Source organism: Scytonema sp. PCC 10023 (assembly GCF_963920835.1).
In the GTDB taxonomy this organism is placed as follows: Bacteria; Cyanobacteriota; Cyanobacteriia; order Cyanobacteriales; family Nostocaceae; genus Kalymmatonema.
Window position 1 is genome coordinate 139,766 of record NZ_CAWUDP010000006.1, and the last position, 26,997, is coordinate 166,762.

26 protein-coding genes are annotated in these 26,997 nt (G+C 43.8%); 14 read left to right on the top strand and 12 right to left on the bottom strand.

Translation table 11 applies throughout. The features are described 5' to 3' along the window. Nucleotides 1-150 precede the first annotated feature (150 nt). The 3 genes from ACM0OZ_RS06040 (at nucleotide 151) to ftsZ (ending at nucleotide 3,661) form a co-directional block, all read left to right on the top strand. Nucleotides 151-1,002, top strand: a complete 852-nt coding sequence (locus tag ACM0OZ_RS06040) for a cell division protein FtsQ/DivIB (RefSeq protein WP_414581893.1) — start codon at nucleotides 151-153, stop codon at nucleotides 1,000-1,002. A gap of 201 nt (nucleotides 1,003-1,203) precedes the next feature. Next, the gene (locus ACM0OZ_RS06045) at nucleotides 1,204-1,458 is read left to right on the top strand and encodes a hypothetical protein (RefSeq protein WP_414581894.1); all 255 of its coding nucleotides are present in this window, start codon (nucleotides 1,204-1,206) and stop codon (nucleotides 1,456-1,458) included. Nucleotides 1,459-2,371: 913 nt separating this feature from the next. After that, the gene (gene ftsZ, locus ACM0OZ_RS06050; RefSeq protein ID WP_414581895.1) at nucleotides 2,372-3,661 is read left to right on the top strand and encodes a cell division protein FtsZ; all 1,290 of its coding nucleotides are present in this window, start codon (nucleotides 2,372-2,374) and stop codon (nucleotides 3,659-3,661) included. A gap of 444 nt (nucleotides 3,662-4,105) precedes the next feature. On the opposite strand, the gene gshB is transcribed toward ftsZ, so the two are convergent. The 3 genes from gshB to hflX form a co-directional block, all read right to left on the bottom strand. Then, nucleotides 4,106-5,074 (bottom strand): glutathione synthase, encoded by a 969-nt coding sequence (gene gshB, locus ACM0OZ_RS06055; protein WP_414581896.1) that lies wholly within the window; start codon nucleotides 5,072-5,074, stop codon nucleotides 4,106-4,108. A 294-nt stretch (nucleotides 5,075-5,368) separates the two neighbouring features. Beyond that, on the bottom strand, nucleotides 5,369-5,641 hold the full coding sequence (gene grxC, locus ACM0OZ_RS06060; RefSeq protein ID WP_041037915.1) for a glutaredoxin 3: 273 nt from the start codon (nucleotides 5,639-5,641) through the stop codon (nucleotides 5,369-5,371). 314 nt (nucleotides 5,642-5,955) lie between these two features. Further along, nucleotides 5,956-7,749, bottom strand: coding sequence for a GTPase HflX (gene hflX / locus ACM0OZ_RS06065; protein WP_414581924.1), 1,794 nt, complete (start codon nucleotides 7,747-7,749; stop codon nucleotides 5,956-5,958). A 167-nt stretch (nucleotides 7,750-7,916) separates the two neighbouring features. Here hflX and ACM0OZ_RS06070 point away from each other — a divergent pair, with 167 nt between their 5' ends. Then, nucleotides 7,917-8,546 carry a Uma2 family endonuclease gene (locus tag ACM0OZ_RS06070; RefSeq protein ID WP_414581897.1) on the top strand — a complete coding sequence of 210 codons (630 nt, stop codon included), beginning with the start codon at nucleotides 7,917-7,919 and terminating at the stop codon, nucleotides 8,544-8,546. A gap of 16 nt (nucleotides 8,547-8,562) precedes the next feature. Here the strand turns inward: ACM0OZ_RS06070 and ACM0OZ_RS06075 are convergent, their stop codons facing one another. The 6 genes from ACM0OZ_RS06075 to ACM0OZ_RS06100 all read right to left on the bottom strand — a co-directional run bounded on the left by ACM0OZ_RS06075 (nucleotide 8,563) and on the right by ACM0OZ_RS06100 (nucleotide 15,265). Continuing rightward, a complete protein-coding gene (locus ACM0OZ_RS06075) occupies nucleotides 8,563-8,928 on the bottom strand; it encodes a type II toxin-antitoxin system PemK/MazF family toxin (RefSeq protein ID WP_414581898.1) in 366 nt (121 codons plus the stop codon). Then, nucleotides 8,921-9,259: a DUF2281 domain-containing protein gene (locus ACM0OZ_RS06080; RefSeq protein WP_414581899.1), complete on the bottom strand. Its 339-nt coding sequence runs from the start codon at nucleotides 9,257-9,259 to the stop codon at nucleotides 8,921-8,923. The genes ACM0OZ_RS06075 and ACM0OZ_RS06080 overlap by 8 nt, the downstream gene beginning before the upstream one ends. Before the next feature lie 84 nt (nucleotides 9,260-9,343). Next, a complete protein-coding gene (locus tag ACM0OZ_RS06085) occupies nucleotides 9,344-11,650 on the bottom strand; it encodes a tetratricopeptide repeat protein (protein ID WP_414581900.1) in 2,307 nt (768 codons plus the stop codon). Then, nucleotides 11,647-12,972 carry an ATP-binding protein gene (locus ACM0OZ_RS06090; RefSeq protein WP_414581901.1) on the bottom strand — a complete coding sequence of 442 codons (1,326 nt, stop codon included), beginning with the start codon at nucleotides 12,970-12,972 and terminating at the stop codon, nucleotides 11,647-11,649. Before ACM0OZ_RS06090 ends, ACM0OZ_RS06085 begins: the two co-directional genes overlap by 4 nt. 436 nt (nucleotides 12,973-13,408) lie before the next feature. Next, nucleotides 13,409-14,455, bottom strand: a complete 1,047-nt coding sequence (cofG, locus tag ACM0OZ_RS06095) for a 7,8-didemethyl-8-hydroxy-5-deazariboflavin synthase subunit CofG (protein WP_414581902.1) — start codon at nucleotides 14,453-14,455, stop codon at nucleotides 13,409-13,411. A gap of 183 nt (nucleotides 14,456-14,638) precedes the next feature. Then, nucleotides 14,639-15,265 (bottom strand): helix-turn-helix transcriptional regulator, encoded by a 627-nt coding sequence (locus ACM0OZ_RS06100; protein WP_414581903.1) that lies wholly within the window; start codon nucleotides 15,263-15,265, stop codon nucleotides 14,639-14,641. Nucleotides 15,266-15,644: 379 nt separating this feature from the next. Between ACM0OZ_RS06100 and ACM0OZ_RS06105 the strand changes: the two genes are divergently transcribed. From ACM0OZ_RS06105 to ACM0OZ_RS06135, 7 genes are all read left to right on the top strand, one after another. Next, nucleotides 15,645-16,679 carry a hypothetical protein gene (locus ACM0OZ_RS06105; RefSeq protein ID WP_414581904.1) on the top strand — a complete coding sequence of 345 codons (1,035 nt, stop codon included), beginning with the start codon at nucleotides 15,645-15,647 and terminating at the stop codon, nucleotides 16,677-16,679. Between the two features lie 213 nt (nucleotides 16,680-16,892). After that, entirely contained in the window at nucleotides 16,893-17,975 is a 1,083-nt protein-coding gene (gene psbA, locus ACM0OZ_RS06110; RefSeq protein WP_073635504.1) for a photosystem II q(b) protein, read from the top strand. 701 nt (nucleotides 17,976-18,676) lie between these two features. Continuing rightward, nucleotides 18,677-19,765, top strand: coding sequence for a chorismate synthase (aroC, locus tag ACM0OZ_RS06115; protein ID WP_414581905.1), 1,089 nt, complete (start codon nucleotides 18,677-18,679; stop codon nucleotides 19,763-19,765). A gap of 337 nt (nucleotides 19,766-20,102) precedes the next feature. Continuing rightward, entirely contained in the window at nucleotides 20,103-20,522 is a 420-nt protein-coding gene (locus tag ACM0OZ_RS06120; RefSeq protein ID WP_414581906.1) for a (2Fe-2S) ferredoxin domain-containing protein, read from the top strand. A gap of 54 nt (nucleotides 20,523-20,576) precedes the next feature. Further along, nucleotides 20,577-21,401 carry a DUF4037 domain-containing protein gene (locus ACM0OZ_RS06125; RefSeq protein ID WP_414581907.1) on the top strand — a complete coding sequence of 275 codons (825 nt, stop codon included), beginning with the start codon at nucleotides 20,577-20,579 and terminating at the stop codon, nucleotides 21,399-21,401. Nucleotides 21,402-21,436: 35 nt separating this feature from the next. Then, a complete protein-coding gene (locus tag ACM0OZ_RS06130; RefSeq protein WP_414581908.1) occupies nucleotides 21,437-21,691 on the top strand; it encodes a SemiSWEET family sugar transporter in 255 nt (84 codons plus the stop codon). A 21-nt stretch (nucleotides 21,692-21,712) separates the two neighbouring features. Beyond that, nucleotides 21,713-23,359 carry a B12-binding domain-containing radical SAM protein gene (locus tag ACM0OZ_RS06135; protein ID WP_414581909.1) on the top strand — a complete coding sequence of 549 codons (1,647 nt, stop codon included), beginning with the start codon at nucleotides 21,713-21,715 and terminating at the stop codon, nucleotides 23,357-23,359. Nucleotides 23,360-23,370: 11 nt separating this feature from the next. Here the strand turns inward: ACM0OZ_RS06135 and ACM0OZ_RS06140 are convergent, their stop codons facing one another. Then, nucleotides 23,371-23,514, bottom strand: a complete 144-nt coding sequence (locus ACM0OZ_RS06140) for a hypothetical protein (protein ID WP_414581910.1) — start codon at nucleotides 23,512-23,514, stop codon at nucleotides 23,371-23,373. Between the two features lie 104 nt (nucleotides 23,515-23,618). Here ACM0OZ_RS06140 and ACM0OZ_RS06145 point away from each other — a divergent pair, with 104 nt between their 5' ends. Further along, nucleotides 23,619-23,807 (top strand): CPXCG motif-containing cysteine-rich protein, encoded by a 189-nt coding sequence (locus ACM0OZ_RS06145; RefSeq protein WP_414581911.1) that lies wholly within the window; start codon nucleotides 23,619-23,621, stop codon nucleotides 23,805-23,807. 77 nt (nucleotides 23,808-23,884) lie between these two features. On the opposite strand, the gene ACM0OZ_RS06150 is transcribed toward ACM0OZ_RS06145, so the two are convergent. Further along, a complete protein-coding gene (locus tag ACM0OZ_RS06150; RefSeq protein WP_414581925.1) occupies nucleotides 23,885-25,273 on the bottom strand; it encodes an RNA-guided endonuclease InsQ/TnpB family protein in 1,389 nt (462 codons plus the stop codon). Between the two features lie 57 nt (nucleotides 25,274-25,330). Here ACM0OZ_RS06150 and ACM0OZ_RS06155 point away from each other — a divergent pair, with 57 nt between their 5' ends. Beyond that, nucleotides 25,331-25,513: a hypothetical protein gene (locus ACM0OZ_RS06155; protein ID WP_414581912.1), complete on the top strand. Its 183-nt coding sequence runs from the start codon at nucleotides 25,331-25,333 to the stop codon at nucleotides 25,511-25,513. A gap of 181 nt (nucleotides 25,514-25,694) precedes the next feature. Continuing rightward, entirely contained in the window at nucleotides 25,695-26,144 is a 450-nt protein-coding gene (locus ACM0OZ_RS06160) for an SRPBCC family protein (protein ID WP_414581913.1), read from the top strand. Between the two features lie 34 nt (nucleotides 26,145-26,178). Here ACM0OZ_RS06160 and ACM0OZ_RS06165 read toward each other — a convergent pair whose 3' ends face one another. Continuing rightward, nucleotides 26,179-26,997, bottom strand: a complete 819-nt coding sequence (locus tag ACM0OZ_RS06165; protein ID WP_414581914.1) for an SDR family NAD(P)-dependent oxidoreductase — start codon at nucleotides 26,995-26,997, stop codon at nucleotides 26,179-26,181.

Here is a 26,997-nt window from a genome sequence, read left to right on the forward strand (position 1 = left end):
GGAGATGGTTTATATGGCTGCTGTAAAGTTTTAGTAAAAGTGAAAAAAGTCTTTTGAAGAGCAGGTCTACAAAGCTTCGTAGGGTTTACTAAAATTACATAATAGTACGAGCGCAACAACGACTTGGACTGAAAGTGTGGAAGGGTTTGAATGGCTGGCATTGTATCGATTTCCCGCGCAGATTTAGAAGGTCGCCGTAAAAAATTACGTCAAAAGCGGCAGATGAAAATTATTCAGACTATTTGGCAAACTTTTGCCGTGAGTTCATTGGCGGGAGGTTTGCTGTGGATGGCTACCCAACCGATTTGGGTACTAACAACTCCCAAAAACATTGATATTTCAGGTAATCGCTTACTTTCTCGGGAGGCAATTGAGTCACTGCTCGTGGTTTCTTATCCTCAGTCTTTATGGCGGATAGAACCTTATGCAATCGCTGAATCTCTCAAACAACAACCGACAATAGCAGAAGCGACCGTCAGTCGTCGCTTGTTTCCACCTGGGTTAATAGTCCAGATTAACGAACGAGTCCCTGTAGCCATCGCCCAAAGTCGCCGGGAGCAACCAAACACTGACAATGGTCATAAAAAAGTATCTGTGGGGTTACTAGATGCAAGTGGCGTTTGGATACCCCTAGAAAAATACACATCACTCAATCCCAACTTGAGATTGCCCAGTCTCAAGGTTTTTGGCTTGCCAGAGCAGTACCGCCCCTATTGGGATCAACTTTATCACGCTCTCATCCAGAGTTCTGTTAACGTCATGGAAATTGATTTCCAAGACCCAACAAATTTAATTTTGAAAACAGAACTGGGCAATATACATCTTGGCGCTCCAAGTTCCTTGTTGGCTGAAAAAATTAAGGTCATGGCACAAATGCGCCATTTGCCCGCACAACTCAATCCTAATCAGGTAGAGTACATTGATCTGAAAAATCCAGAGTCTCCCTTAGTACAAATGAACCAAAAGAACAAGAGCTTAACTCCTCAACTCCCTAAAAAGTAATGGTGTGTTTGATGTCTAAAACACACTTAATTAATAAAGAAGTTCTATGCTGATAAATATAGTATTTTCTGATATTGCAGTAACCCAAGTAAAAATCCGCCTTAACTTCTAATTACAATGGGAAGAATAATCATAAAAACTTCTCATTGGAAGTTAAAGCTAAGCTTGTTGTTACCCTAACATCTCATTATGGGGTGCAAGATGTTAGACAACCTGATGATGGCGTCTGGGCTGGAAAACGGCTATTGCGTACCTGGTATTCCACAGAGCGCATTAGCTTACCAACTTGAGTTCATGAGCTTTTTATTCCCTGCTGACTCACAAGGAGAAAGCAGTGTTGTATGCAAGGAAAACCCCTGTTTACAACGGCTTCCCGTAAGGATGAACGGTTGGTGCTGCAATCAACTGCATATTGTACACATATATATCAGACATCCTCAAGGCGAATCCCCGTAGGTAAAACCTGCAACAACGAGAGTGAAGGTACTGTAACAAACGCAATCAGAGGCTGGTTTTTGTAGATTCCTCTAAAAGCCCGTAGACATTGGTACTAGCCCGAAGGAGAATTGCAAAGCAAAGGTCAAATCTGTTGATTGCACGTCCCTCCTATTGAGGCCAACCTAACAGCAAAACAACAAGGGTGTTCTATTACCTAAGCTCGCAATTTCTCGGTGATTTCCAGTTTAGGTATAGGTAAGTAAAAGGTAAGCCAAAGATAAATTTTGTGTTTTGTGTCTTAAATGGTAAATCCTATTGAGGAAATCTTGATAACAAACGAGACGCGCCTCGGCGCGTCTTTACAAGTTATACAGTTATTTGAGAATTTTGTGTACAGAATTTCTGGATTGCAACAATTGTGTATAGTAAATTACTTACAATTATTCCGAGGCAACCGTATTGAAAAAGGAAAAAATTGGTCATATCAGTGGTTTAAGTATTTTTTCAGGATACAAAAGTATCAAAATATATTATTTATATACAGGGCGGATAGCCAAAAAAAAACCAGTAGCCCCAGTCGTAAAATCAATGTCCGCTGGAAATCAATAGCAGAAACACGGAGATATTATTGGAAATACCAAAGGTGTACTGAACCAAATCAGCAAAATACCAGTGAAGATATTAATGTCTGGTGGAAGTTACACAGGTCAATTTTAGGTGAATATAGGTATACTTCACTAGAATTAGCTGTGGGACTGGGTGCCGTCAGGGCTTACCCTATACCTGACTTTCGCACCTCCAATCCTCTAAGGGTTGGAAGTAGAAAGAACAATAAACAAAAATGCCATAGATGATGGCAGCGTCAAACTATAGTTGACTCCTAGGTGAATAACACCTTAAAAAGTCGTTTATCTACATGCTCGCAACTCCGATGACACTTGATAATAACCAAGGGCTTACCTATAAAAACTCCCAGTCTCCCGGACAGCAGGGGTTCTCGCTGGCAATTAACTCCACCAATCCCTTTAATAATACTGGGGTAAACTACGGGCAAAATCATGACAGTAAGAAGATTTCCAGTGAAGAAAGTCGAATTGGTGACATTGTTCCTGGTCGAGTCGCCAATATTAAAGTAATTGGCGTAGGTGGTGGCGGTAGCAATGCTGTTAACCGCATGATTGCTTCTGATGTGATTGGGGTGGAGTTTTGGTCAATCAACACCGACGCCCAAGCTTTGACTCTGGCAGATGCTCCTAGGAGACTACAAATTGGACAGAAGTTGACACGGGGTTTAGGAGCAGGTGGCAATCCTGCTATTGGTCAAAAGGCAGCTGAGGAATCACGAGACGAAATCGCCACCGCTTTAGAGGGTGCCGACTTAGTGTTTATCACCGCTGGTATGGGAGGAGGTACTGGTACGGGTGCCGCTCCGATTGTTGCTGAAGTCGCAAAAGAAATGGGCGCTCTGACTGTTGGCGTGGTCACGCGTCCATTTATCTTTGAGGGGCGTCGCCGCACCTCTCAAGCAGAGCAAGGCATTGAAGGTCTAAAAAGTCGGGTAGATACGCTGATCATCATCCCCAACAACAAGCTGTTGGAAGTGATCCCAGAGCAGACACCCATGCAAGAAGCTTTTCGCTATGCAGATGATGTGCTGCGTCAAGGGGTACAAGGTATTTCCGATATCATCACAATCCCTGGTTTGATCAACGTTGACTTTGCTGATGTGCGAGCTGTGATGGCAGATGCAGGATCAGCATTGATGGGGATCGGTATTGGCTCAGGAAAATCAAGAGCCAGAGAAGCAGCGATCGCTGCCATTTCTTCGCCGTTACTAGAGTCTTCGATTGAAGGAGCCAGAGGCGTTGTCTTTAACATTACTGGTGGTAGTGACCTTACCCTGCATGAAGTTAACGCTGCAGCAGAAACAATCTATGAAGTTGTTGATCCCAACGCCAATATTATTTTTGGAGCGGTGATTGATGATAGGCTGCAAGGTGAGGTCAGACTGACCGTAATTGCCACAGGATTTACAGGTGAAGCACAAGCCGCACCACAGCAAAACGTCAATCAACCACGGGTTGTCCCTCAACAATCAACAAAACGACCATTACCACAGACACCACCAGTTAACCCGCCAACGCCTATTGTGGAACCTAAAGAAAAACCAGGATTGGATATACCGGATTTTCTCCGCAACCGACGCACACCCCGTAATTAAAATAATGATGAATTATGAATGCAATCGCCCTTGAAAAATGTTATAGGATTCATGATCCACAAGTCATACCATATATAATTGGAGGGTTTCGCCAGCTACTGGCGTGAGCAGTTCCGCTTATAAATGACTAAAGTTCGTCTACCCTACCCAGAGACTGAATTAATTTGGGCTAGAGTTCCTTTGTTCGGATGTCCGCCACTGCATTTGGTACAAAAAAGCGGGGCGGAGAGCTTTCACGGTTCTACGTAACCAGGCTGAATTTTGCTACCTGGTATTTAGTGTAATTTCCAACTTGTTTGTAATTATCTAGGATTGCCAGGGTGCTAGGGAAATTACACGGAATATAACCCAAACTTTTAACGACTGGTGTTGCTGCTGATGAAGCCATTACCAGGATGTCACTGTATAACTGTGACAGTCTGGGTTTATAGCAATGGTTATCATTCATGATTTTTTTGCTTGCTCGACCCATTGAATAACTTGATTACCAAGGCGAGTGCCGTCTAGTCGATCTATCTCGCGCACGCCGGTAGGACTAGTGACGTTAACTTCGGTCATGTATCCACCGATAACGTCGATCCCGACAAATATTAAGCCGTCTCTACGTAGCGTATCTGCTATTTGCGCACAAATTTCATCTTCCCTTGGAGTGATTTTAGTTTGGGCAACTGTGCCACCAGTCGCCATGTTATTGCGAAAATCGCTGCCAGATGAAAGGCGATTGAGGGCACCAATCGGTTCGCCATTAAGTAGGATAATTCGCTTGTCTCCGTCTTTTGCCTCCGGTAAGTAAATTTGCACCATAACTGGTACTCGACCTTGAAGGGTACTGAGTTCAACTATGGAGTTGAAGTTGCGATCGCCTGGTTCTAAAAATAAAATTCCTTCTCCTGCTTTGTTTCCTAGTGGTTTGAGTATCGCTCTTCCCTTGGCTTCTACAAATTGCCGAATCAACTGTTTATCAGCAGTGACGATAGTTTCGGGAATCGCTTCGGTAAATTGCAGGGCATACATTTTTTCGTTTGCTGCTCGGATACCCGCAGGACTATTAATCACCAAGGTTTTGTTTTGGTCAATGTAGTCCAGAATGTATGTGGCATAGAGATAAGGGACTGTGACTGGTGGATCTGTCCGCATGAATACGGCATCCATTGTTTCCAAGCAAAAGGCGGCGCGTTGGCTCAATTTGTACCAAGGATTCGCCGCCTGATAACGTCCCTCCACTAACTGCACTGGTACAAGTTCCACTTTTTCTAGGGCTGCCCAAGCTTTGCCTTGCACCACACTAAGTAGATTAGCTTGAGTTATCCAAATTTCATGTCCTAGGATTTGCGCAGCTTCCATAAGAGCAACGCTGGTATCATGACACGGGTCGAGCTGATGGATGGGATCAATAATAAAAGCCAGTTTCACGCTTTCTGCCTCAATTGCCAGGAAATTCCAAGATTATTTAATTTTGATTATCTCTTGAACAGTTACGAGTTATAAGTTTTATTGCTAATTGCTCAACGGCAGTTGCTGATCTGGGCAACGCGCTGGCTCCTCTTAACTCCTAACTTTTTTCCTTGCTTTTCACTCTTACAGCGCTTTTCCAATAATTAGACCACAAATCGTAGGGTGGGCATTGCCTGTAACTTAATGTGATGGACATTTGAGATATTGGTCAGCGATGCCCACCTTACTGAAAACCGCTGTCATACCATCAACCTAGACATTGTTGGTTGATACTAATAACTCATCTAGCTTACCTTGAGAGTCTAAAGCGTAGATATCATCACAACCACCAATGTGACGCTCATTAATGAAAATTTGCGGCAAAGTGCGCCTGCCATTTGCTCTTCTTTGCATTTGACTCCGTGCAGCCTCATCTCCATCAATGCTGTATTCGATGAAATCCACCCCTTTTCTTGCCAGCAAATTTTTGGCACGGATACAAAATGGGCAAGTTCTCCAAGTGTAAATTTCTACTTTTGCAGCCATAACATCCTCAACTTTCATTAATGTTTCTTAATTTTAAAATAATGTTGTTGTTGACTGTGGATAGTTGGTCATCTTGTGTCTGCTGTTCTTATCGACTGCAAAGTCAATTTCTAGCAATCAAAATAAAATAAGATACTGTTATAGGTAACAAACAGTACCTTATTTTTATTTCTTCTCCTGTCAGATATCTACAGTTATTATCTTAGGTAACAGCGATTTTTTGTAAGGCGGGTACTCCCACCCTACAAAAACCTTTGGAAAATAAAACAGCGCTGTTATCTCAACGGTACTGAGATATGAAGCTCTCTCTATATTTAGCGATAGGAAGCAGCATATTCAACCAGTTGACCGAGACGCTGACGTAAGGTTTCTAATCCTAAACGCTGGCTCGCAGAGATAAACACCGCTAGAGGAAACTCTTCCTGTGCTAATGCTAGAGTATCGCTATTTACTTCATCAATTTTGTTAAAAACAACCAGCGCCGGACCAGGAGTGACTGGCATTTGTGTCAAAATCTCCCTGACAGAGCGAATATGACTCAGCCAAGCAGGATGAGACAAATCTACCAAATGCAGCAGGGCATCAGCTTCCGTGACTTCCTCTAAGGTGGCGCGGAAGGCATCCATTAAAGATGCGGGCAATTCGTGAATAAACCCTACTGTATCTGTCACTAGAATCTCTTGGGGTTCACCCATTTCCGCATGGGGAACAACAAGGCGGCGTGTGGTTGGGTCGAGAGTGGCAAACAATTGGTCTGCCGTGTAAACTTCTGCGTTAGTGAGAGCATTGAGCAGGGTAGACTTACCAGCGTTGGTATAACCAACGATCGCCACTGAGGGAACCTCTTGATGTTGTCGCCGCTGGCGCAACCGCTCCCGATGTGCCTGTAGTTGATTGACTTGTTGTTGCAGTCGAGCAATCCGTCGCCCAATAGCACGGCGTTCTGTTTCTAGTTTTGTTTCACCAGGACCTCTTGTACCAATACCACCCCCCAGCCTGGACATTGCCTGACCTCGACCAGCCAGTCGCGGCAACATATATTCTAGTTGTGCGAGTTCAACTTGCAATTTACCAGCACGTGATTGAGCGCGTTGGGCAAAGATATCCAAAATGACTTCGGTGCGGTCAACAACCCGGACACCAATTTGCGATTCTAAGTTACGAATTTGAGCGGGTGAGAGGTCATGGTCAAAGACCACAAGATTTGCTCCCAGAGTTTGGGCGGTGATGGCGATTTCTTGGACTTTACCTTCACCAACCACTGTTTGAGGATGAATGCGCGATCGCTTTTGCCGCATCATCTCCAATACCTCTCCGCCAGCAGTATCTACCAACCGTCCCAATTCATCCAAGGTGTCTTGGAATTGTTGAGCAGTCATGTCATCAGTCATCACCCCAACAATCAGGACGCGATCGTGGTCGGCATCTACTTCTTGGGCGACATATTCCCGCCGGAACTCCGCTTCCAGTGCTTCCACCAAATCCATGAAGTCCTGCTGTGTCAGCATATCTACACTCATCGGTGGTGAAATGCTCCAGCTCGTGTATGGGAGGTTGCTCTTTTGTTCTCTACCCCCCTGATTCCCCCCGCTAGCAGCGGGAAGATCCGCAGAAACTTTTTGCACGGCTGGACTGGTGATCAGGGCGCGAGCATCTTGGGGTGTCAGGTGAGCTAGGTAAGCTTGCTTGACATACCCAGTTGCGCCACCACCGCGTCGTTGAAATCCCGTTCCGGTAATGTTCAGCATCACTAGAGCGTCCAACCGTTGCAATGCCATAGCCGTCAGCGCCGTTTCATTAGGCGGTTCTGGCTTCAAGTGAGTGGCGATGCAACGAATACCGCTCAATCGTTCTGCGCCATAACGGGGCAATTCCAACGGTGGAATTTGCGTTTGACGCGGCGTGCCTACCCCTACGCGGATCACCTGTCCGCGACGGTTGAGGTAGGCACACACCGGCTGATTGATTTCAGTGCTAATTGCTGCCAGTCGCTGGGAAAACTCGGGCGTGGTGATGCGATCGCCCGGTATGCGCTGGTGATACAGTCGCTGTAGTTGCTTCAGCTGACTTGACTTTAGACCTTGGAGATTACCGAAGATAGTCTCTATAAGCGCCTATGACCAGTTAAATGGTCCCCCGAATCCTGCTCTTTCTATTTTAGAACACTGTTTTTGTGTCTCAACTCATACTTAAGATAGATGCTTTTTGATTCTCTGCTTTCAAAGTTTTTCTCTGACGCTATGTTTTATAGTATAAGCCTGTACCCAATCGAGCAATGGTAACGACACGCGCTTCTTCAGAACAAAGGGTTGTCTTAAGAAACATCAGCTGGCAGACCTTTGAAACCATGCTAGCAGAAATGGGAAATGACCGAGCCTCCCGAATGGCTTACGACAGAGGTACGCTGGAAATTATGGCCCCACTCTTGCCTCATGAGTATTGGAACAGATTAATTGAACGTCTGATTTTTGTTCTTGGGGAAGAGTTGAATTTAGAAATTTTTCCTACAGGTTCGACGACTCTTAAACGTAAAGATTTGCGGCGTGCTGCTGAACCCGATAGCAGCTACTACATCCGGAATGAAGCACGGGTGAGAAACAAAATAGCAACTGACTTGAGTAATGATCCACCATCGGACTTAGTGGTAGAAGTAGACTTGACTAGTTCATCTCTGGATCGATTCCAGATTTATGCTTCTTTGGCTGTTCCTGAACTTTGGCGCTATGACGAAGGTGTTCTGCACATTTACCAACTGCAACAAGGCGAATATGTTCAGTGTAATAATTCACCAACTTTTGCACAACTACCTTTAATTGAAATTTCTCGTTTTTTAGAGGAAAGTCAAAGAATTGGGGTGATGGGAATGACGCGAAATTTTCGTCATTGGGTGAGGAAACAGATTTAAGTAATAGCGCAATAAGTCAACTGTTGCTCTTGGGAGAATAATCAATACAGATAATTAAACCTGCTAGTAATTCTTGCATAACCTCTTCAGACACTTTTCCCAAACACCGAACGCATCGCTCTGTCGTTACACTACGAACTTGTAAAACATTACCTGCTGAATCTGAGTCTAAACCATTTTCATCAGTTTGCTGAATTGGAACCATGAAGGGGCGATTTTGAAATTTAGGTTGCCAAGTTGCTACAGGAATAATTATCCGCATGGGGATAGCACTAAATATCTCGGAACTAATCACAACAGCAGGGCGAGTTTTCTGAATTTCTTGCCCTCTGGTAGGATCAAGTTGCACAAGCCAAATCTCACCTCGTCTGGGATTAGTCATTTTCAGTTTCCCAGTCTTCCCCATCCAAAACAGAAAACTCTGTCAATGCTGGGTCTTTTAAAAAATCTTCAGTTGTTGCAGCTATATAAGGTGCTAGTAGTTTGTGACGTTCCTCCACAGGAAGTCTAGCAATTTCTTGCAGAGATAACTGTTTTTTCTCCTGGGTTATTGATGAAATACTATAATCTGAATCTTCGCTGCTTACCTGCTTTAGGTTACCTGCTTTTTGCACTAGAAATTCTACAAAATCCAGTACTTCCTTTTGTTTTTCGTTTGGGAGTATCCGCAGATTATTTAATACTGCTTGTTCGATATTGATTGTTTCTGACATCCAAGCTTACCTCCCTAAAACTAGTTAGCTTTTGTAGCATTATTCATTATGATACTCAACATCCCCTTTCTAAAATAACTTTAATTAATCGCCTGTGTGCTGTTCTTGAATCAATGCCACCAAGCGCTCATCTTCACGAATACTGTCAAAATCTGAATCGGTTTTTGCCCTTTGCCGACATTCATCAGGATTGAGATGAATTGCTTGTTCGAGGTTTTCAATTGCCTGCTCAATGTTACCTTGAATGGCATAACAGCAAGCTTTGTTGTACCAGGCACTATGATTGTTAGGTTGAATTTCTAGTACTTTATCAAAACTGGTAATTGCTTCTTCATAGCGCTGTAAGCTCATCAGTGCAAAGCCTTTATTAGACCAAGCTACAGAGCCATCAGCTTTTAACTCAAGGGCTTTGTTGCAACTAGCAAGTGCCTTTTCATAACAACCTAAGTAATACAATGGAAAACTTCGATTTGCCCAGGTTAATGCAAAATCTGGTTTAAGTTCTATAGCTTTGTTGAAATTGCTAAGGGCTTCTTCATAGAGCTGTAAGTAATGTAAGGTGGAGATTTGATTGTTACAAACATTGTGGGGATTCAATCCGATTTCTAAGGCTTTTTCGTAAACAACAGTCATTCCTTCATAGGAGTATTTTTTAAGCAATAGATAACCTCGGTTATTCCAAGCTTGGTAGTCATCGGGTGTGATTTCCAAGACTTTATCAAAACTGATGACAGCTTCTTCATAGCGACCTAAGTTATACAACGCATAGCCTCGGGACTTCCAAGCCTGATAGTAGTCTGGTTGAATTTCCAAAGCTTTGTCGTAAGAGGCGATTGCCTCCTCGTAGCGTTCTAAATTCTCCAGCGCATCTCCTCGGTTGTTCCAACCAGAGTAGTAGTCTGGTTGAATTTCCAAAGCTTTGTCGTAAGAGACAATTGCTTCTTCAAAGCGTTCTAAATTCTCCAACGCAATACCTCGGCTGTTCCAAGCATAGTGGTAGTTTGGTTGAATTTCCAAACCTTTGTCGTAAGAGACGATCGCTTCTTCATAGCGTTTTAAATTCCTCAGCGCATTGCCTTTGTTGTTCCAAGCATAGTGGTAGTCTGGTTGAATCTTCAGTGCTTGTTCGTAGCAAGCTATCGCTTCTTCGTAGCGTTTTAAATTCCTCAGCGCATTGCCTTTGTTGTTCCAAGCATAGTGGTAGTCTGGTTGAATTTCCAAAGCTTTGTCGTAAGAGGCGATCGCTTCTTCAAAGCGTTCTAAATTCTCCAGCGCAATACCTCGGCTGTTCCAAGCATAGTGGTAGTCTGGTTGAATTTCCAAAGCTTTGTCGTGAGAGGCGATCGCTTCTTCAAAGCGTTCTAAATTCCGTAGCGCAATACCTCGGCTGTCCCAAGCATCATAGTAGTCTGGTTGAATTTCCAAAGCTTTGTCGTGAGAGGCGATCGCTTCTTCAAAGCGTTCTAAATTCCGTAGCGCATTTCCTCGGTTGTCCCAAGCATAGGGGTAGTCTGGTTGAATTTCCAAAGCCTTGTCGTAAGAGGTGATCGCTTCTTCAAAGCGTTCTAAATTCTCCAGCGCAATACCTCGGCTGTTCCAAGCATAGTGGTAGTCTGGTTTAATTTTCACTGCCTGGTCGTAAGATGTGAGTGCTGCTTCGTATTCCTTAGCAGTAACTAACAACCTTCCCAGTTCACGTAGTAGGCTAGCCTTTCGACTTTCTGTCTGATGTTTTTCTGTCAGAAAATCTTGAATTTCCAAAATTTTCTCTATCTTTTTTTCTTGACTGAGTTTAAAATATTCCTCATAGTCTGCTTCATCTAAGAGGCGAGATGATTCTTCATCTACCACTTCTGGTGTCGTGGGTAATTCAAAAACTCCAGATCGCCAGTCAAAAAAATCTGGGGCGCGATGAATTAAATAGTTTATAGAAAATGACCGTAAAAGAAAAACAAAACAAAACTGAAAATCATCTCGAAATCGTTCTCGCTGTTGATTAAGGTGGTTTAAAATTGGCGGCACACGAGTTAAATTGCTAAACTGTCCTTCTGTGATTTCGCCAAAACTTCTTTTCTCATACTTATATAAAGAATATTCCAGTCCTTTAATCAATAAAATATCAACTTGCTTCTCTTTAACAAACTCAGCTACCCGCTGATATAAATTATCAATCGCCTCAACTAAGCGCAAGGCTGCAACCTTTTTCTGTGGAATATCCTGCGGAAGTTTGGCAATCAAGCGGTCTGATTCCGCAGGTGTACACTGCACAAAAAACAAGCCGAATCCTGACTTGCGTTTCAATGCGCGAACCAAATCTTGATAAACTTCCTCCGGTTCCGGAGGTAAATCATCATCCCAATCACTTTCCCAATCAGTTAAATTTGGGTTCATGGAAGTTTCGCCACAGCTTCTTTAAATTCGGAAATTCCTTGAATCAGTGGGTGAATGTCATACCAACGCTGCATTTCTCCATCATCATCTAAATAGCGATATTCTAAAAGACAGCGGTTATACATCAAACTGCGATACTGGTCATCATTAACGATGCGTTTAGAACGGGAGACTTCCGCCAGCAGACACCATTGATGATTTTCCACTGCACGATGATAGTCATCTCTGGCTTGAGTGATTGCTCGTCGCACTGCTTTTTCAGTAATTGGTAATTCTTCAGTCCGTCCAATGGCGCTTTGAGTTAACAATAGCAAATTTCTGACATGACCTCCACTCATCAAACACAATCTTTCTAAGGTTTGCTGACTATCAAAAATTCCGTTTTCCAAGGGAAGTTCTTGTTCAATTTGCCGAACTCGCTTACGAATAACTTCTTTGACTTTCTTGAGTCCTGGTTCGTAAGCTTCTCCTGTGCGAGTTTTGACCATAATCATCGGCAAAATCAAGCATTCACCATAGATATCTCTAATGTCTGTCGCCCGTTTAGAATACAACATAGAAATAGGGGCAGTATAAATCAAATGGCAATTCAAAGCCTTGAGTTGTTCACTACGGTCTAAAAAAACTTCTTCATGATTTGTGTTTTCCCCATCTTTAACTAATACCATCCGGTCTAAGTTATCGACAATCACCGCCAGTTGAGTATAGCCGTTTGGTAGCTTGCTTTTTGCATCTGCCAGGAATTCATTCAACACCTTAATTAAGGTGACAGTATGGGGATCGACTTTTCTACGAATCTGCTGGCGTAATTCGGGAACGGCTCTTAAATTTGCTGTTAGCTTGGCAAACTGCGAAAGTTGTGTTTCTACTTCCATGCCCTCAAACTCCATCTCAGTCTGTGCCAAGTCTTTTAAGTCTTGCCAGCGTTCTTTGAGCCAATTGAGTATAGGACGAGGATTGGCAATTTTGTGTAAATCTTTGAGCAATCGGCGGGTACAGGCAAGGAGAATATCTGTATATTGGGCATCTTCGGAGTCGATATCTTCTTCATCAGCGGCAAAATAAACGACATAGAATTTGCGATTTTCCAGATATTGCTTTAATCTAAGTAGTTCCGTAGACTTCCCTGCCCCCCGATGTCCAGAATACAATTGGCAAGTCTTTGTGTTTGCTCGTTGTATGCGGTTCCCCAACTCATTTAAGATATCCGCATCTCCCCGCACATCCTGACAATCTACATACCTCAGATCATCTGCAGGTAAGGGTTCAAATGGGTTAAAAGCGTTGTATAGATTTGTGAGTAATTCTTGACTATCAAGCATAGGTTCAAAAATATTGCCATCTTTCTCATACTAAGTCTAGTTTGTAGTAAGCGCTTTAGCGCTAAAGCGCTTACTACGAGCCAGATAACCTCTGACACTCGTCTTTGAGTTCCAAACACTCGTGCGCGAGTCCTAAACACTCGTCGGTGAGTCCTAAACACTCGTGCGTGAGTCTCAAACACTCGTGCGTGAGTCTCAAACACTCGTTCGCGAGTCTCAAACACTCGTTCGCGAGTCTCAAACACTCGTCCACGAGTCCTAAACACTCGTGCGTGAGTATCAAACACTCGTGCGTGAGTCTCAAACACTCGTGCGTGAGTCTCAAACACTCGTGCGCGAAAGAACTAACAGGAAAAGTGAAAATTTTCTCTCGTTCCCACTCTCAGGCTGGGAACGCAGTTTATAGAGGCTCTGCCTCGTTTACTCAGCAGCACTCTTAGAGGCTGAGCCTCCTTTTAGGCATTCCCAGGCTCAGCCTGGGAACGAGGGTACTCGCTTCTCCTTGCACAAGAGCGGTTGGGTGTAAATTCTTTCGCCACCGCCTAACAGCAGTCTGCAATTCCTCCGACAACCAATTATCAAACTGGGGATAGACTGGTAAACGCGGAACGAGTTCCCATCCAGCTGGCTCTAATATTTCTTGCAATGCCTGATAATCAGGATGAGGATAATCAGGATTGACTTCATCTTTTGGTCCTATTCCGCCTAAATCTCTCGCACCAGCTTCTATACAAGCGAGTAACCATTTGGCATCTTTGACTAAATTCGGCGGTATTTGAATCGTAATATCTGGTGGTAAAATTTGACGTGCCTGAGAAATAACTCTTGGCAGTTGATGAGGGTCAAAGGGTGGAGCGTCAAAACTTTGCTGATTTCCTGGGCTGTGGGGTTGCAGGATAACTTCTTGAATGTGATGGTAACGTTGATGAATTTGGGCGATCGCTTCTAATGTTTCCCACCAATCGTCTTCTGTTTCGCCAATTCCTAATAGTAACCCAGTGGTAAAAGGTATCTTTAATTCTCCCGCCCACTGTAGTTGTTGTAGACGCACTTCTGGTAATTTACTGGGTGCGTGTTTATGCACTGTTTTTAATAATTCTGGCGTTAACTGTTCCAACATCAGCCCCATTGAAACGTTAACTTTCTTCAATTGTTGCATTTCCTCAAAACTCAGCGGTCCTGCATTGGTGTGTGGCAGAAATCCCATTGCAAGAGCTAATTTACACAAATCATAAATCCGCTGAAACCACGCCTGACGTTGTAAGGAATGGGGATGCACCTCGCCACTTAGTATTAAAATTTCACAAACGTCTTTGCCTTGAAGTGGTTTTAAAAGTGTTTCTGCTTCTGAGATTGTCATCCAGGGGCTTTTGCCTGGATCTGTGCGAAAGTTACAGTAGCTACAGCGATTGAAGCACTCGTAAGTCGGAACAATTGTGTAAGCAGGGCTGTAGGTAACAATTCGGGAATGAGAAGTTGGCATAAAAGTAAGGAGTGGCAATTGTTGGTTGATAGTTGTAGAGACGCGACGCCAGTCGCCTGCGGAGGGAAACCCTCCTGCAGCGCTGGCTCGCCATGGCGCGTCTGTACATTTGATAGTTGTTTTTCGTGTTCATAACCACTAATTATTACTAACCACTAACTACTAACCACTAACCACTACCTATTATGACCACAGCATTTCCTGTTGCTTCGCGTGAATGCTCTTCAAGTGCTTTTTGACGGTGTTGATGGTAATGTAAAGCTGACCCGCAATCTCTTTGTATGAAAGGTTGGCGCGACGCAGTAGCCAAACTTCTGCCTCGCGGTTAGTCAAACCCAACTTTTTGGCATCGGACAATGCCATATTTTGACTCATCTGATTGCGGTCTTCCAAAATCACCAATAAGAAATTCTGCTTACCTCTAGCAAGTGGTAACCATCTCGCCCGAATACGTAATTGTACACCTCTATCAGTTTCTAATTCGGACTCGATGACAATTTTTTCCCCAGGGAAGAGTTCGCGGCTCTCAATCAAAGACTCACAAACGCGCCAAACTTCCTCTGGTATACCATCAGGAGAATTTCCCTTTGAGATTAATTGTTGGCAAATTCGACGAGCGCATTCATTAGTATGGAGTAACTGACGTTCAGTAGTCAGTATCAAAATGCCGTCTACAAAGCTTTCAATGACAGCTTGCAGTAAGTCAACCTGGGACTCAGGTTGCAACTGCTCACTTTTTAAATGTGATTTAGATTGTTTTCCTCCAGTAGATGGAGTGTTATTATTTGGTTCTTCATACGGAAGGTACATGCAAATCTCCTTTACAACTAAGCACACGCGACAAAAATGAGCACCAGTCAGAATGAATCTGGTGCTTTGTCCGAATTGTCATTTTTTGGGTTCTGTAGTGTCTATGCCGTAACGTGTATGCTCACCAAAAGCACTGAAGCAAATTTTTGTTGATGGAAGTTTGTGGAAGTTACCTGAAGCAGGGTGAAGTTTTTCTACAAAAAGTCTGACGGCGATCGCAATTGCGAAATAATAAGGTATTGTCCCGGCTCGTCAAGAGTTGGTAGTTAATAGTCGATAGCTTGTTTCCTGTTGGCTATTGACTCATGGCTATTTTGATGTAAACGCAAGTGCAAGGGATCTGTACAACCTTGGGAAATTCTGCCAGGAGTCCCGTCACATGAATCCAGTAACCATTGATCAATGGTTTCCAGTGGAGCAACAACTCAAGTACATCGCTTTGCTTAAAGGACGGGTTGGTGTCACACGCCGTCGGGCAGAATATTTCGTGAGATTGTGGGCTTACTTATTACTCAAACAGCAGCAAGAATTGGGTAAGCGTGTAGCGCCCTTAACTCAACTGCAGTTACCAGAAGGGTTTGTTCCTTGCTCACATCGGGAAGCTTATGAGATTTTCTATGGTCAAAAAAATAATGGGCGGGGGAGCGATCGCGCGGCGGGTCTGATGATTGATCAACTCGTCGCTTTGGGATTGATTGAAAAAGACTTTGATGGGAACACGACATGCATTCGCATTCGCTCTTCATTACCAAATCCTGACGAATCTGCTCATGCTAAAGAAGCTATACAGCTTGTACCAGATGACTTTGATCACCGAATTGACACAATTCCCGTTGCCAATTTTCTGGCTCGTGCCTTTGTCTTGAACAAAAGGACGGCTGCTGCACCTTATAGAATTGCTAGAATACTGCGGCGCTGGGCTGAGCTATATCCCACTGGTATGCGAGTGCTACGTCGCTGTGACAATCAACATATCGTTGGCTTTTACGCCTTCCATCCCACAGCCACGGAATCTGAAAAGAATTTCTTTCTTCCGCCAAACAAAAGCCTTTACCTTCTTAGCTCCACCAGAGAAACTGACCCTTTCAAAATCGCTCTACCAGGCGACCTAAATTGTACATCTATATATAATCGAGTTTGGCAAATAGATACCCCCTATCAACAGCGAGTTAACATTTGTCAATTCTTAGAGGATTCAAAAAAGACATTAATTCGGATGCAAGCTGACTTTCCCAATCTTTGCGATATGTATACAATTGCCATAGATCCAGCTAATGAACAACTCGCTTCAGCATTGGGTTTTCAGAAAAACAGCTACAATTCCCAGCCGTCCGTGTTTTGGATGTATGTACCGCTAGATAAGTATTTGGCTCTCAATATTGAACAAGCACTGTCAGTTCTGCCATTGGATTGACAAAGCCCTGAACAAGCGCAAAGTGTTGTGGTACAAGCGATTCCGCCTCTTTTCACCTACACCCGACACCTGACGACCTACTCAGAGAAATAAATTTTTCTGAAAAGACTTTACAAAAGTAAATAAAGACATTAAGATATTTACAGAGAGGTAAAGAAACCTACCTCCACATCAAATACATACACATTACGTAAGTAACGCACTTATAAAACGATGACCACAACCTTACAGCGTCGCGAAAGCGCCAACGTCTGGGGTCGCTTCTGCGAGTGGATCACCAGCACCGAAAACCGCCTCTACATCGGTTGGTTCGGCGTCCTCATGATCCCCACCCTGCTTGCAGCAACCACCTGCTTCATCATCGCATTCGTAGCAGCACCTCCCGTTGACATCGATGGTATCCGTGAGCCTGTTGCAGGTTCATTGGTATACGGCAACAACATCATCTCTGGTGCAGTTGTTCCTTCTTCCAACGCTATTGGTTTGCACTTCTACCCCATCTGGGAAGCAGCTTCCTTGGATGAGTGGTTGTACAACGGTGGTCCATACCAGTTGGTAGTATTCCACTTCCTGATTGGGGTATTCTGCTACTTGGGTCGTGAGTGGGAACTGTCCTACCGCTTGGGTATGCGTCCTTGGATCTGCGTAGCATTCTCTGCTCCTGTAGCAGCAGCAACCGCAGTATTCTTGATTTACCCCATTGGTCAAGGTTCCTTCTCTGATGGTATGCCCTTGGGTATCTCTGGTACATTCAACTTCATGTTGGTGTTCCAAGCAGAGCACAACATCCTGATGCACCCCTTCCACCAACTTGGTGTAGCAGGTGTATTCGGTGGTAGCTTGTTCAGTGCAATGCACGGTTCTTTGGTAACCTCTTCCTTGGTTCGTGAAACAACCGAAACCGAATCTCAGAACTACGGTTACAAGTTCGGTCAAGAAGAAGAAACCTACAACATCGTTGCAGCACACGGCTACTTCGGTCGCTTGATCTTCCAATACGCTTCATTCAACAACAGCCGCAGCTTGCACTTCTTCCTGGCTGCATGGCCTGTGATTGGAATCTGGTTCACCGCACTGGGCGTAAGCACCATGGCGTTCAACCTCAACGGTTTCAACTTCAACTCCAGTGTGATTGATTCACAAGGTCGTGTGATTGGAACCTGGGCGGACATCCTCAACCGCGCTAACCTGGGTATGGAAGTAATGCACGAGCGTAACGCTCACAACTTCCCTCTAGACTTAGCTGCAACTGAAGTTGCTCCTGTAGCTCTGTCTGCTCCTGCTATCAACGGCTAATAAGTTTGCTTAGCTAAATAAAAGCGTCTCCCTTATGGGGAGGCGCTTTTTGGTTTGAATAACAGATTTTTAACAAAAATCAGATTTATACCACAATACAGTTCAGATAAGACCAAAACCATTATCAGGATGCCAATGTAGAGACGTTGCATGCAACGTCTCTACACGTGTGCAATGTATAGCATATTCGTACCACGGTGAGTCCCTGAGTCCTTACGGACACGCGCTCGTCGCTTTGCGACACGCTAATCCTTAACTTAATTGTATTTATTAATACAATTATTAGGTAAAAACCTCACCCCTGCCCCTCTCCTTAGTAAGGAGAGGGGTGCCTGTAAGGGCGGGGTGAGGTGTAAGTCATGAATGCAACGCGCGTATTTGGAACCGCATATGTACGCAAATAAATTATCTGTGTGCATCTGTGTAGCCTACCGCACGGCTTACGCCTAGATCTGTGGTTTGATATTCAAAAAATTTACCTTTTGCAAGAGATGCCGATGAAGTGCTGTTCCAAGCTGTCTGGAAAGTAAACTTTTAAGACAGATGTTTTTCTCTATTTTCAAGATATGTCTCACAAGATATGTGTAATAAGCAAAAAAAGTCAAAGAAATGACTAAATGACAATCATGGCATTTATTGCTTTGTAGTGAGAAAATACACTTAAGTAAACCACAGGCGCTTGGCGATACTTCCTCAACATCATGGGCAATACTTTTGGGCATCTGTTTCGCATCACAACTTTCGGCGAGTCCCACGGTGGCGGTGTGGGAGTCGTGATTGATGGTTGTCCTCCACAACTGGAAATTTCCGCAGAAGAAATTCAAGTAGAACTAGACAGAAGGCGTCCGGGACAAAGTAAGATTACGACGCCTCGAAAGGAAACTGACACGTGCGAAATTCTGTCTGGGGTATTTGAGGGGAAAACGCTGGGAACTCCAATTTCAATCCTGGTACGAAATAAAGACACGCGCTCTCAGGATTATGATGAAATGGCGGTCAAGTATCGCCCTTCCCATGCGGATGCGACTTATGATGCTAAATATGGTATTCGTAATTGGCAAGGTGGCGGTAGATCGTCGGCGCGGGAGACAATTGGACGAGTTGCAGCAGGGGCGATCGCCAAAAAAATTCTCCGTCAAGTCGCTAATGTTGAAGTGATCGGTTACGTCAAGCGCATCAAAGATTTAGAAGGCGCAATCGACCCCAACACCGTTACTTTAGAGCAAGTTGAAAGCAACATCGCCCGCTGTCCGGATGCTGAATGTGCAGAACGGATGATTGAATTAATTGAACAAACTGGCAGACAAGGTGATTCTGTTGGTGGCGTGGTAGAATGCGTGGCGCGAAATGTGCCGAAAGGCCTAGGTGAGCCAGTTTTCGATAAGTTGGAAGCCGATATTGCTAAGGGCGTGTTGTCCCTCCCAGCTAGTAAAGGCTTTGAAATTGGTTCCGGTTTTGCAGGGACGTTACTGACTGGTTTTGAGCATAACGACGAATTTTATATTGATGACAATGGTGAAATTCGCACTGTAACCAACCGTTCTGGTGGAATACAAGGCGGTATCTCTAACGGTGAAAATATCATCCTGCGTGTAGCATTTAAACCAACGGCAACTATAAGAAAAGAGCAGAAGACAGTCAATAATGAGGGTGAAGAGACGACATTAGCAGGCAAAGGACGCCATGATCCTTGCGTGTTACCTCGTGCTGTGCCAATGGTTGAGGCGATGGTGGCGCTGGTACTGTGCGATCATCTGTTGCGCCATCACGGGCAATGTAAAGTTTTGTAATATATTTTACAAAATACTATAAGGGTGCGTTAGTGGAAGGTAACGCACCCTATGTTTGAATGGTGCTGAATGACAGCACTTTTCAAGTCAATAGACAAGATTGCATCTTTTTGATTCCATCTGTGTCCATCTGTGTCCATCTGTGGTTCATTATTCTTTTTTTTGGAATGAATGCAAGAAGTCTAATGAATTACATACCTAAAATTTCAATTTTTGTAATGAAACTGCATGCACTTTCATTACAATGTGGTCTATTTAAATGAAAACGGCTGTAATTCTAAAATTGCGTAAGCGCTGGTTGAGGAACGAAACCCAGCCATACCATAAGAACGCGATTATGGACCCAAAACAACTGAAGCGCAAAGCAAAATCGCGTCGGATTTCAACCGATGGACAAGGAGGATATGAACGTCATATTCTGCTTTGCACAGGTATGAGAACGACAGGTGACACTTGTTGTGCAAGTGCGGATGGCGAGAAAACTTGGAAATATTTGGGTAAGAGACTCAAAGAACTGGAAAAAAACGGACGGTACTTTTACCGTACACAAGCGGAATGTTTGATGTTTTGCAAAGGCGGACCGCTTGCGATCGTTTACCCAGAAGGCATATGGTATCACAGCGTCACGCCTGAGGTATGTGAGCGTATCATTGAGGAACACTTGCTAGCTGGTCAGCCCGTGGAAGAGTTTGCGTTTGCAAAGAATCCTCTTATTCAAGTTGGAGTGCATAAAAAAACTGAGGAAGACAGAGAATAAATAATTCACTGCTAGCATATTCAATTGGGTGCATCGCATTTGAAAGTATAAATTATGCCTGAACATAATTCTTTAGCTCAAACTATAGCCTCAGAATTTAGTAAACTGCCTCAAGTTGTAGCTGTTGCTTTAGGTGGTTCTCAATCAGCTAATGTTTCCGATGAATTATCCGATTTGGATTTTTACGTCTACGTTGAAGAAGAAATTCCAGTAGATATTCGTTCTGAAATTAGCAGAAAATTCGCGACTCGTAGCGAAATAAATAATCAATTTTGGGAACCAGGAGATGAATGGATAGAGACCAATTCTGGACGTGGTATTGATATCATGTACCGTTCACCGGATTGGATTGAGGCGCAGTTAGAATCTGTACTTGTGAAGCATCAAGCATCGGTTGGCTATTCGACTTGCTTTTGGTGGAACGTTTTGCACTCAACGTCCTTGTATGACCGAAACGATTGGTTTAAACAGTTGCAAGAGAAAGCTAATGTACCTTATCCCGAACCTTTAAGAAAAGCTATCATTGCCAAAAATTATCCGATTTTAAGAAATAACATTTCTTCCTACTTGCATCAGATAGAATTGGCAATTATTCGTCATGACTTTGTGAGTATCAACCATCGGATAGCAGCATTAATAGCAAGTTACTTTGATATTATTTTTGCTATCAACTATGTACCATCACCAGGAGAGAAACGCTTGATACAATTTGCCAAGCAGCTATGTCAAAAGTTGCCTATGCATATGGAACAAAATATCAACTGTCTTATTTTCTGTATTGCATATCCATTTAGTGACCAAGGCATTCTTGACAAGGCTAATCACTTGATTGATTGTCTGGATGAATTGTTGCGTGCCGAGAATTTAATCAGTGATTAAATGAGCCAGGTAAGTTCTTAAAAGGGTTGCATCTAATGGATTTTATTACAATTTTAGGATTAGTTGCTGCGACATTAACCACATTCTCATTCTTGCCGCAAATGTTGAAAACATGGCAAACAAAATCTGCAAAAGATGTTTCCTATGCCATGCTGATAACCTTCAATACAGGTTTATTCTTATGGTTAATGTATGGAATTTCTTTAAGAGCTTTGCCGATTATTGTTGCTAACGGCGTAACCTTGGTTTTTAACCTCATAATTTTATGGCTTAAAATTAAATATAGATGAACCTGCAATTAACAAACACCTGTGACATCCTCTGTATTTGCTGCTGAACGCCTTTTATTTACCCCTGCTACCCCTGACACCGACGCTATCCCCACCATCTTTGCCTTTCCTAACGAGTACACCGTGGGGATTACTAGCCTTGGCTATCAGGTAGTGTGGGCAACTTTGGCAATACGTTCTGATGTGCAGGTAAGCCGTCTGTTCACCGACACTCACGAACAACTTCCAAGAAAGCCTGAATTACTCGGCTTTTCCGTGTCGTGGGAATTGGATTATGTGAATATATTGAACCTGCTGGAATCTTTGGAAATTCCCATCAGAACAAATGCCAGAGATGATAATCATCCCATAGTTTTTGGTGGCGGTCCTGTACTCACAGCCAATCCCGAACCTTTCGCGGATTTCTTTGATGTCATTCTGCTGGGAGATGGGGAAATTTTGCTGGGGAATTTTATTGAAGCTTACAAACAAGTTAGAAACGCTGATAGACAAACCCAACTCAAAGCTTTAGCACAAGTTCCTGGTATTTATGTCCCCAGTTTGTATGAGGTGGAATATCTCGCATCAGATGGGGCTGTCAAATCAATTCAACCCATTTCACCAGATATTCCCGCTGTGGTGCAAAAGCAAACTTACCGGGGAAACGTCCTCTCCGCATCAACAGTGGTGACGGAAAAAGCGGCATGGGAAAATATTTATATGGTGGAAGTGGTGAGAAGTTGCCCAGAAATGTGCCGCTTCTGTTTGGCTAGTTATCTCACACTACCTTTTAGAACTGCTAGTTTTGAAGATTCGCTGATTCCAGCGATTGAAAAAGGGTTATCAGTCACAAATCGCTTAGGATTATTGGGGGCTTCAGTTACCCAGCATCCAGAGTTTGAAGCTTTGCTGGATTACATCAGTCAGCCAAAGTACGATGATGTACGTCTGAGTATCGCCTCGGTGCGAACGAACACCGTTACGGTGCAGTTGGCGCAAACTTTGGCAAAACGAGACACGAAATCGCTTACCATTGCCGTAGAAAGCGGTTCGGAAAAATTACGACAAATTATTAACAAAAAGTTGCACAACGACGAAATTATCCAAGCTGCAGTAAATGCTAAGGCTGGCGGATTATCTAGTTTGAAACTCTACGGAATGGTAGGAATTCCTGGTGAAGAACCAGAGGATGTGGATGCAACCGTGGCGATGATGCGTGATGTCAAAAAAGCGGCTCCTGGACTGCGGTTAACTCTAGGATGTAGTACTTTTGTTCCCAAGGCACACACACCATTTCAGTGGTTTGGAGTGAATCCTCAAGCAGAAAAGAGGTTGCAGTTTTTACAGAAAAAACTCAAGCCTCAAGGGATAGATTTTCGCCCAGAAAGTTACAATTGGTCGATTATTCAAGGCTTATTGTCGAGGGGCGATCGCCGACTCTCCCAGCTTTTAGAACTCACCCGCGACTTCGGTGATTCTTTGGGTAGTTACAAACGTGCTTTCAAACAACTCAAGGGACAAATCCCCGACTTAGATTTCTACGTTCACGCCAATTGGTCAACAGATCAAGTCTTACCCTGGAACCACTTGCAAGGACCCTTGCCACAGTCTACACTACTAAAGCATTTGGCTGATGCCACCAGTCATTTCGACTCGACCCAAAAAGAATTACAACCATTAAATCAGTGAACAGTGAACAGCTACCTACGCAGTGACGCCTGCGGGCTGGTGGGGGATTTAAACCCGCCACCAACGCTTTCGGTCCAATTGGTGTGGTGTTTCCCCCAACGATAAAACTGATAACTGGTAACTGGTAACTGATAACTGGTAACTGTTAAACTCATAGCCGAAAAGTTAATTTTTGAAATGCAGAGGAACGCAAAATTAGATTCTTCCTCTGCGTTCTCTGCGTCTTTATAATTCGATAATATTACGATAATGACTGTATATGCAAACAACAGCTGAATATTACTGCGCCTATTGCGGCGAAGCAAATACGACCTTTGTTGATTTAAGTGCAGGTGGACAACAATCTTACGTAGAAGATTGTCAAGTTTGCTGCCGCCCTAATCTTCTCTACGTGCGGATTGATGAAGATACACTTGATGTAGAGATAGATACTGAATACGATGAATAAACTTTTCTACTGATTTTAAATTTAAGATTTTTTGGTAGTAGGTCTTGACATCTCCCCTCACTGGAAGTACGGGGATTCTAAACTGATGTTGCTTCGAGGGCTAAAAGCCCATCTACGCAACTTCTACGATATGATTTACTCAAGCGACTGAACAAATCAATTCGTTGTGGCACTGTCAAAGATGCCCTACCCACCTCGACCAGGTTTAAACCTAGCTGTGTGGCTACTTTTCTGGCTATATTGGCTGCACCGTTACAATCGGCGTTGATTAGCCATCCCTGAGAAGTGTTGTACAATCCGCGCTTTACTCTTTGACCTGACGGTTTCCATCCTGCGGGTTTTTCACCATACTTGTAGAGGCTATCGCCATCCAGGTAAGACGCTTTACTTGTGTACGCTTCTTCGGTGATTGTGAGTGCAATTCCGTATTCTGGACACAGTTGCTTTAAGCGTTCAATCAGTCGTCCTGTGGGAATGACCACAAAGTTTTGATTGCCACGTTTGCCCATATTAGAGCCATTTTTTTGACCATCATTCCAGCCAATAACAAGATTTCCTACGCGGTCATTAAGGCATTGATTGATGATGAATCGTGCAGCCTTGTTAACAGCATCCCTCATCTGGTTATTCCGTTTACGCTGTACCCGGTCAAGGTTAGAATCCCAGTATAAGTCTGATTTTCCTTGCTTGTACTTGGCAACCAGACGGCAATAACCTTGATTCATCGCTTTAAGCTTGCGACCATCGATAATCAAGCTTTTACCACGAGTTGAAACACCTGTTAACCAGTTGCTACCACCGTGGTCAAATGACCATGCTTGCCTGTAATCAAGATTTGGATTGTTGCTAATTGGCTCCTTGCCATCATCAATCACCCAGTCAATCGACAATTCCCCAAGATAAGGACGTACTGTCACTTCCTTAACCCAGCCTGAATCAATGAATTCAGGTAACTGCAATGCAATCTCAGACAGTAGATGCGGCTTTGTGTCGCGGCTAATTGACGGGCAGAAATAACCATCTTTGTAGTTGAGTGCTTGACGTGGAAATGTTACAGGTGCAAGTCCACCACGCTTTCTGTACTTGGGTAATGATGGTCTATTAACCTCACCCTTGTAATAAGCGTTAACCAACCCGTTGTAACTGGTGATTGACTCGCCTACTGTCTTAAGTGTTTGCTGTGCTGACTGTGCAGCCATTGCTTTGTAATGTGGACTGTCTTTTAAAGCCTTGTCCAATTCAGGGTAAGTCGTGCTGCATTTATATGTCTTCCAGCCGTAGCATAATTCGTCACCACGCCAGTAAATCGTAAAGGCATTGCCTTGTTCTTGTAATTTGCTGTAATGAGTCTGTTTGGTGTGATAAATCGCGCTGTTAATAAGACTATTAGCGTGTTCACACTGGTCAACCCAAAACGCTTTCTCTTCATCAGTGAATTTGGCTTTGACTGGAACTGTTCTGTACAGTTGACTCACCTCCTGTGTCTTTGTTAGTATAATTTAGCTTACACGTCACTGCTAAATATGTCAATAAGAAAAGGTGTCAAAGGACAAAAAAATGTGCCGATATTTTATGACGAAGTTAAGGAGAGGCACACTGTTGTTTTAACTCCGACAACATGGACGAAATTAAAATCTTTGGCTGATACAAAAGGGGTGAGTATTAGTGAAATTATTGAACAATTAGTAAGAGAAACAAAGGGCTAAAGCCCGAAGAAGTCGCGCTTCATCCCCTCCTTAAAAGGCAGGGGTTCTCGCGCTCCCATTATGTTTTGATAGAGAATAGTTAGTGGTTAGTAGTTAGTGGTGATTAAAAAATTTAACTAACAACTAACAACTAACAACCATCAACTACCAATGACCACTTGCAAAATCGAAAATCGTTGAGATGCTGCTGTTTAAATATTCCTCAGTGATTAATGCACCAGTGGAAGTCGTTTGGAAATTCCACGAAAGACCAGATGTTTTGCAACTTTTGACTCCACCTTGGCAACCAGTTCAAGTCGTCCGCCGCGAAGGGGGACTCGGCAAGGGTGCTATCACTGAGTTTCGCCTTTTCTTAGGACCATTGCCTTTGCGTTGGTTGGCGCGTCACACAGAATACGAAGAATATTGCCTGTTTACCGACGAGCAAATTTCCGGACCTTTTGATTCTTGGGTACATCGACATCTATTTCAACCAGAAAATGGCAAAACCAGGTTGACTGATGAGATTTCCTTTTCGATCCCTGGTGGACAACCAGTAGAATTTGTCAGTGGTTGGCTTGTGCAAGTCCAGCTAGAAGCTATGTTTCGCTACCGCCACCACGTAACAGCACGGGAGTGCGAGTCAAGTTAAGTCAATGGCTTCTATTTGTTGCTAGCCCCAGCTTTTACTTATCTTTATTCTTCAAAGCTTGCCGAGAAACCCACTGAAGGGCACCAGGAAACAATCGATAAAAGCCCTGCGAAAAATTCGCCGAACCAACCATGACCTCAGACTTCTGATTTTTAACTGCGTCCCAGATGGCATTTGCCACATCCTCGGGCTTTTCCACGGCGGGGGTTTTCAGCACACTTTCGAGCTGATCACGACGGATTTGAGCATCCTGGTCATCGCTGCCGCGAAAAACTGCCCGTTCCATTAAACTACTCTTGATTAAATTTGGGTAAATGCCACAAACATGAATACCTTTGGGCTTTAATTCCGCGTGCAGTGATTCCGTCAACCCTGTAACAGCAAACTTACTAGTGCAATAAACCACTACATATGGGGTAGGTACTTTGCCACCGATGGAACTTAGATTCACAATCGTTCCAGATTTGCGCTGGAGGAAATGAGGCAGTAGGGCATGAATTGTATGGATATATCCCCACAGGTTCAGGTCTATCACTTGATGCCAATCGCTGAGCGAGAACCCGTCCACTGGTCCCTCTGCGAACCTGCCTGCATTGTTAATCAGTACATCGATATAGCCATAATGATCCAAAGCCTTTGCCACTAGTGTGTCTACCTGCGATGGATCTGTGACATCACAAGGAACCGTCAATGGCGCTGGACAACCAAGGCTTTGTACCTCCTGCGCTACAGTTTCTAAGCGGTCAAGGTGACGGGCAGTTAGTACTAGGTCGTATCCTTTGCGAGCAAATAAAAGAGCTGTTGCTTTCCCAATGCCTTGAGAAGCACCTGTAATGAGTACTGTAGGAGCCAT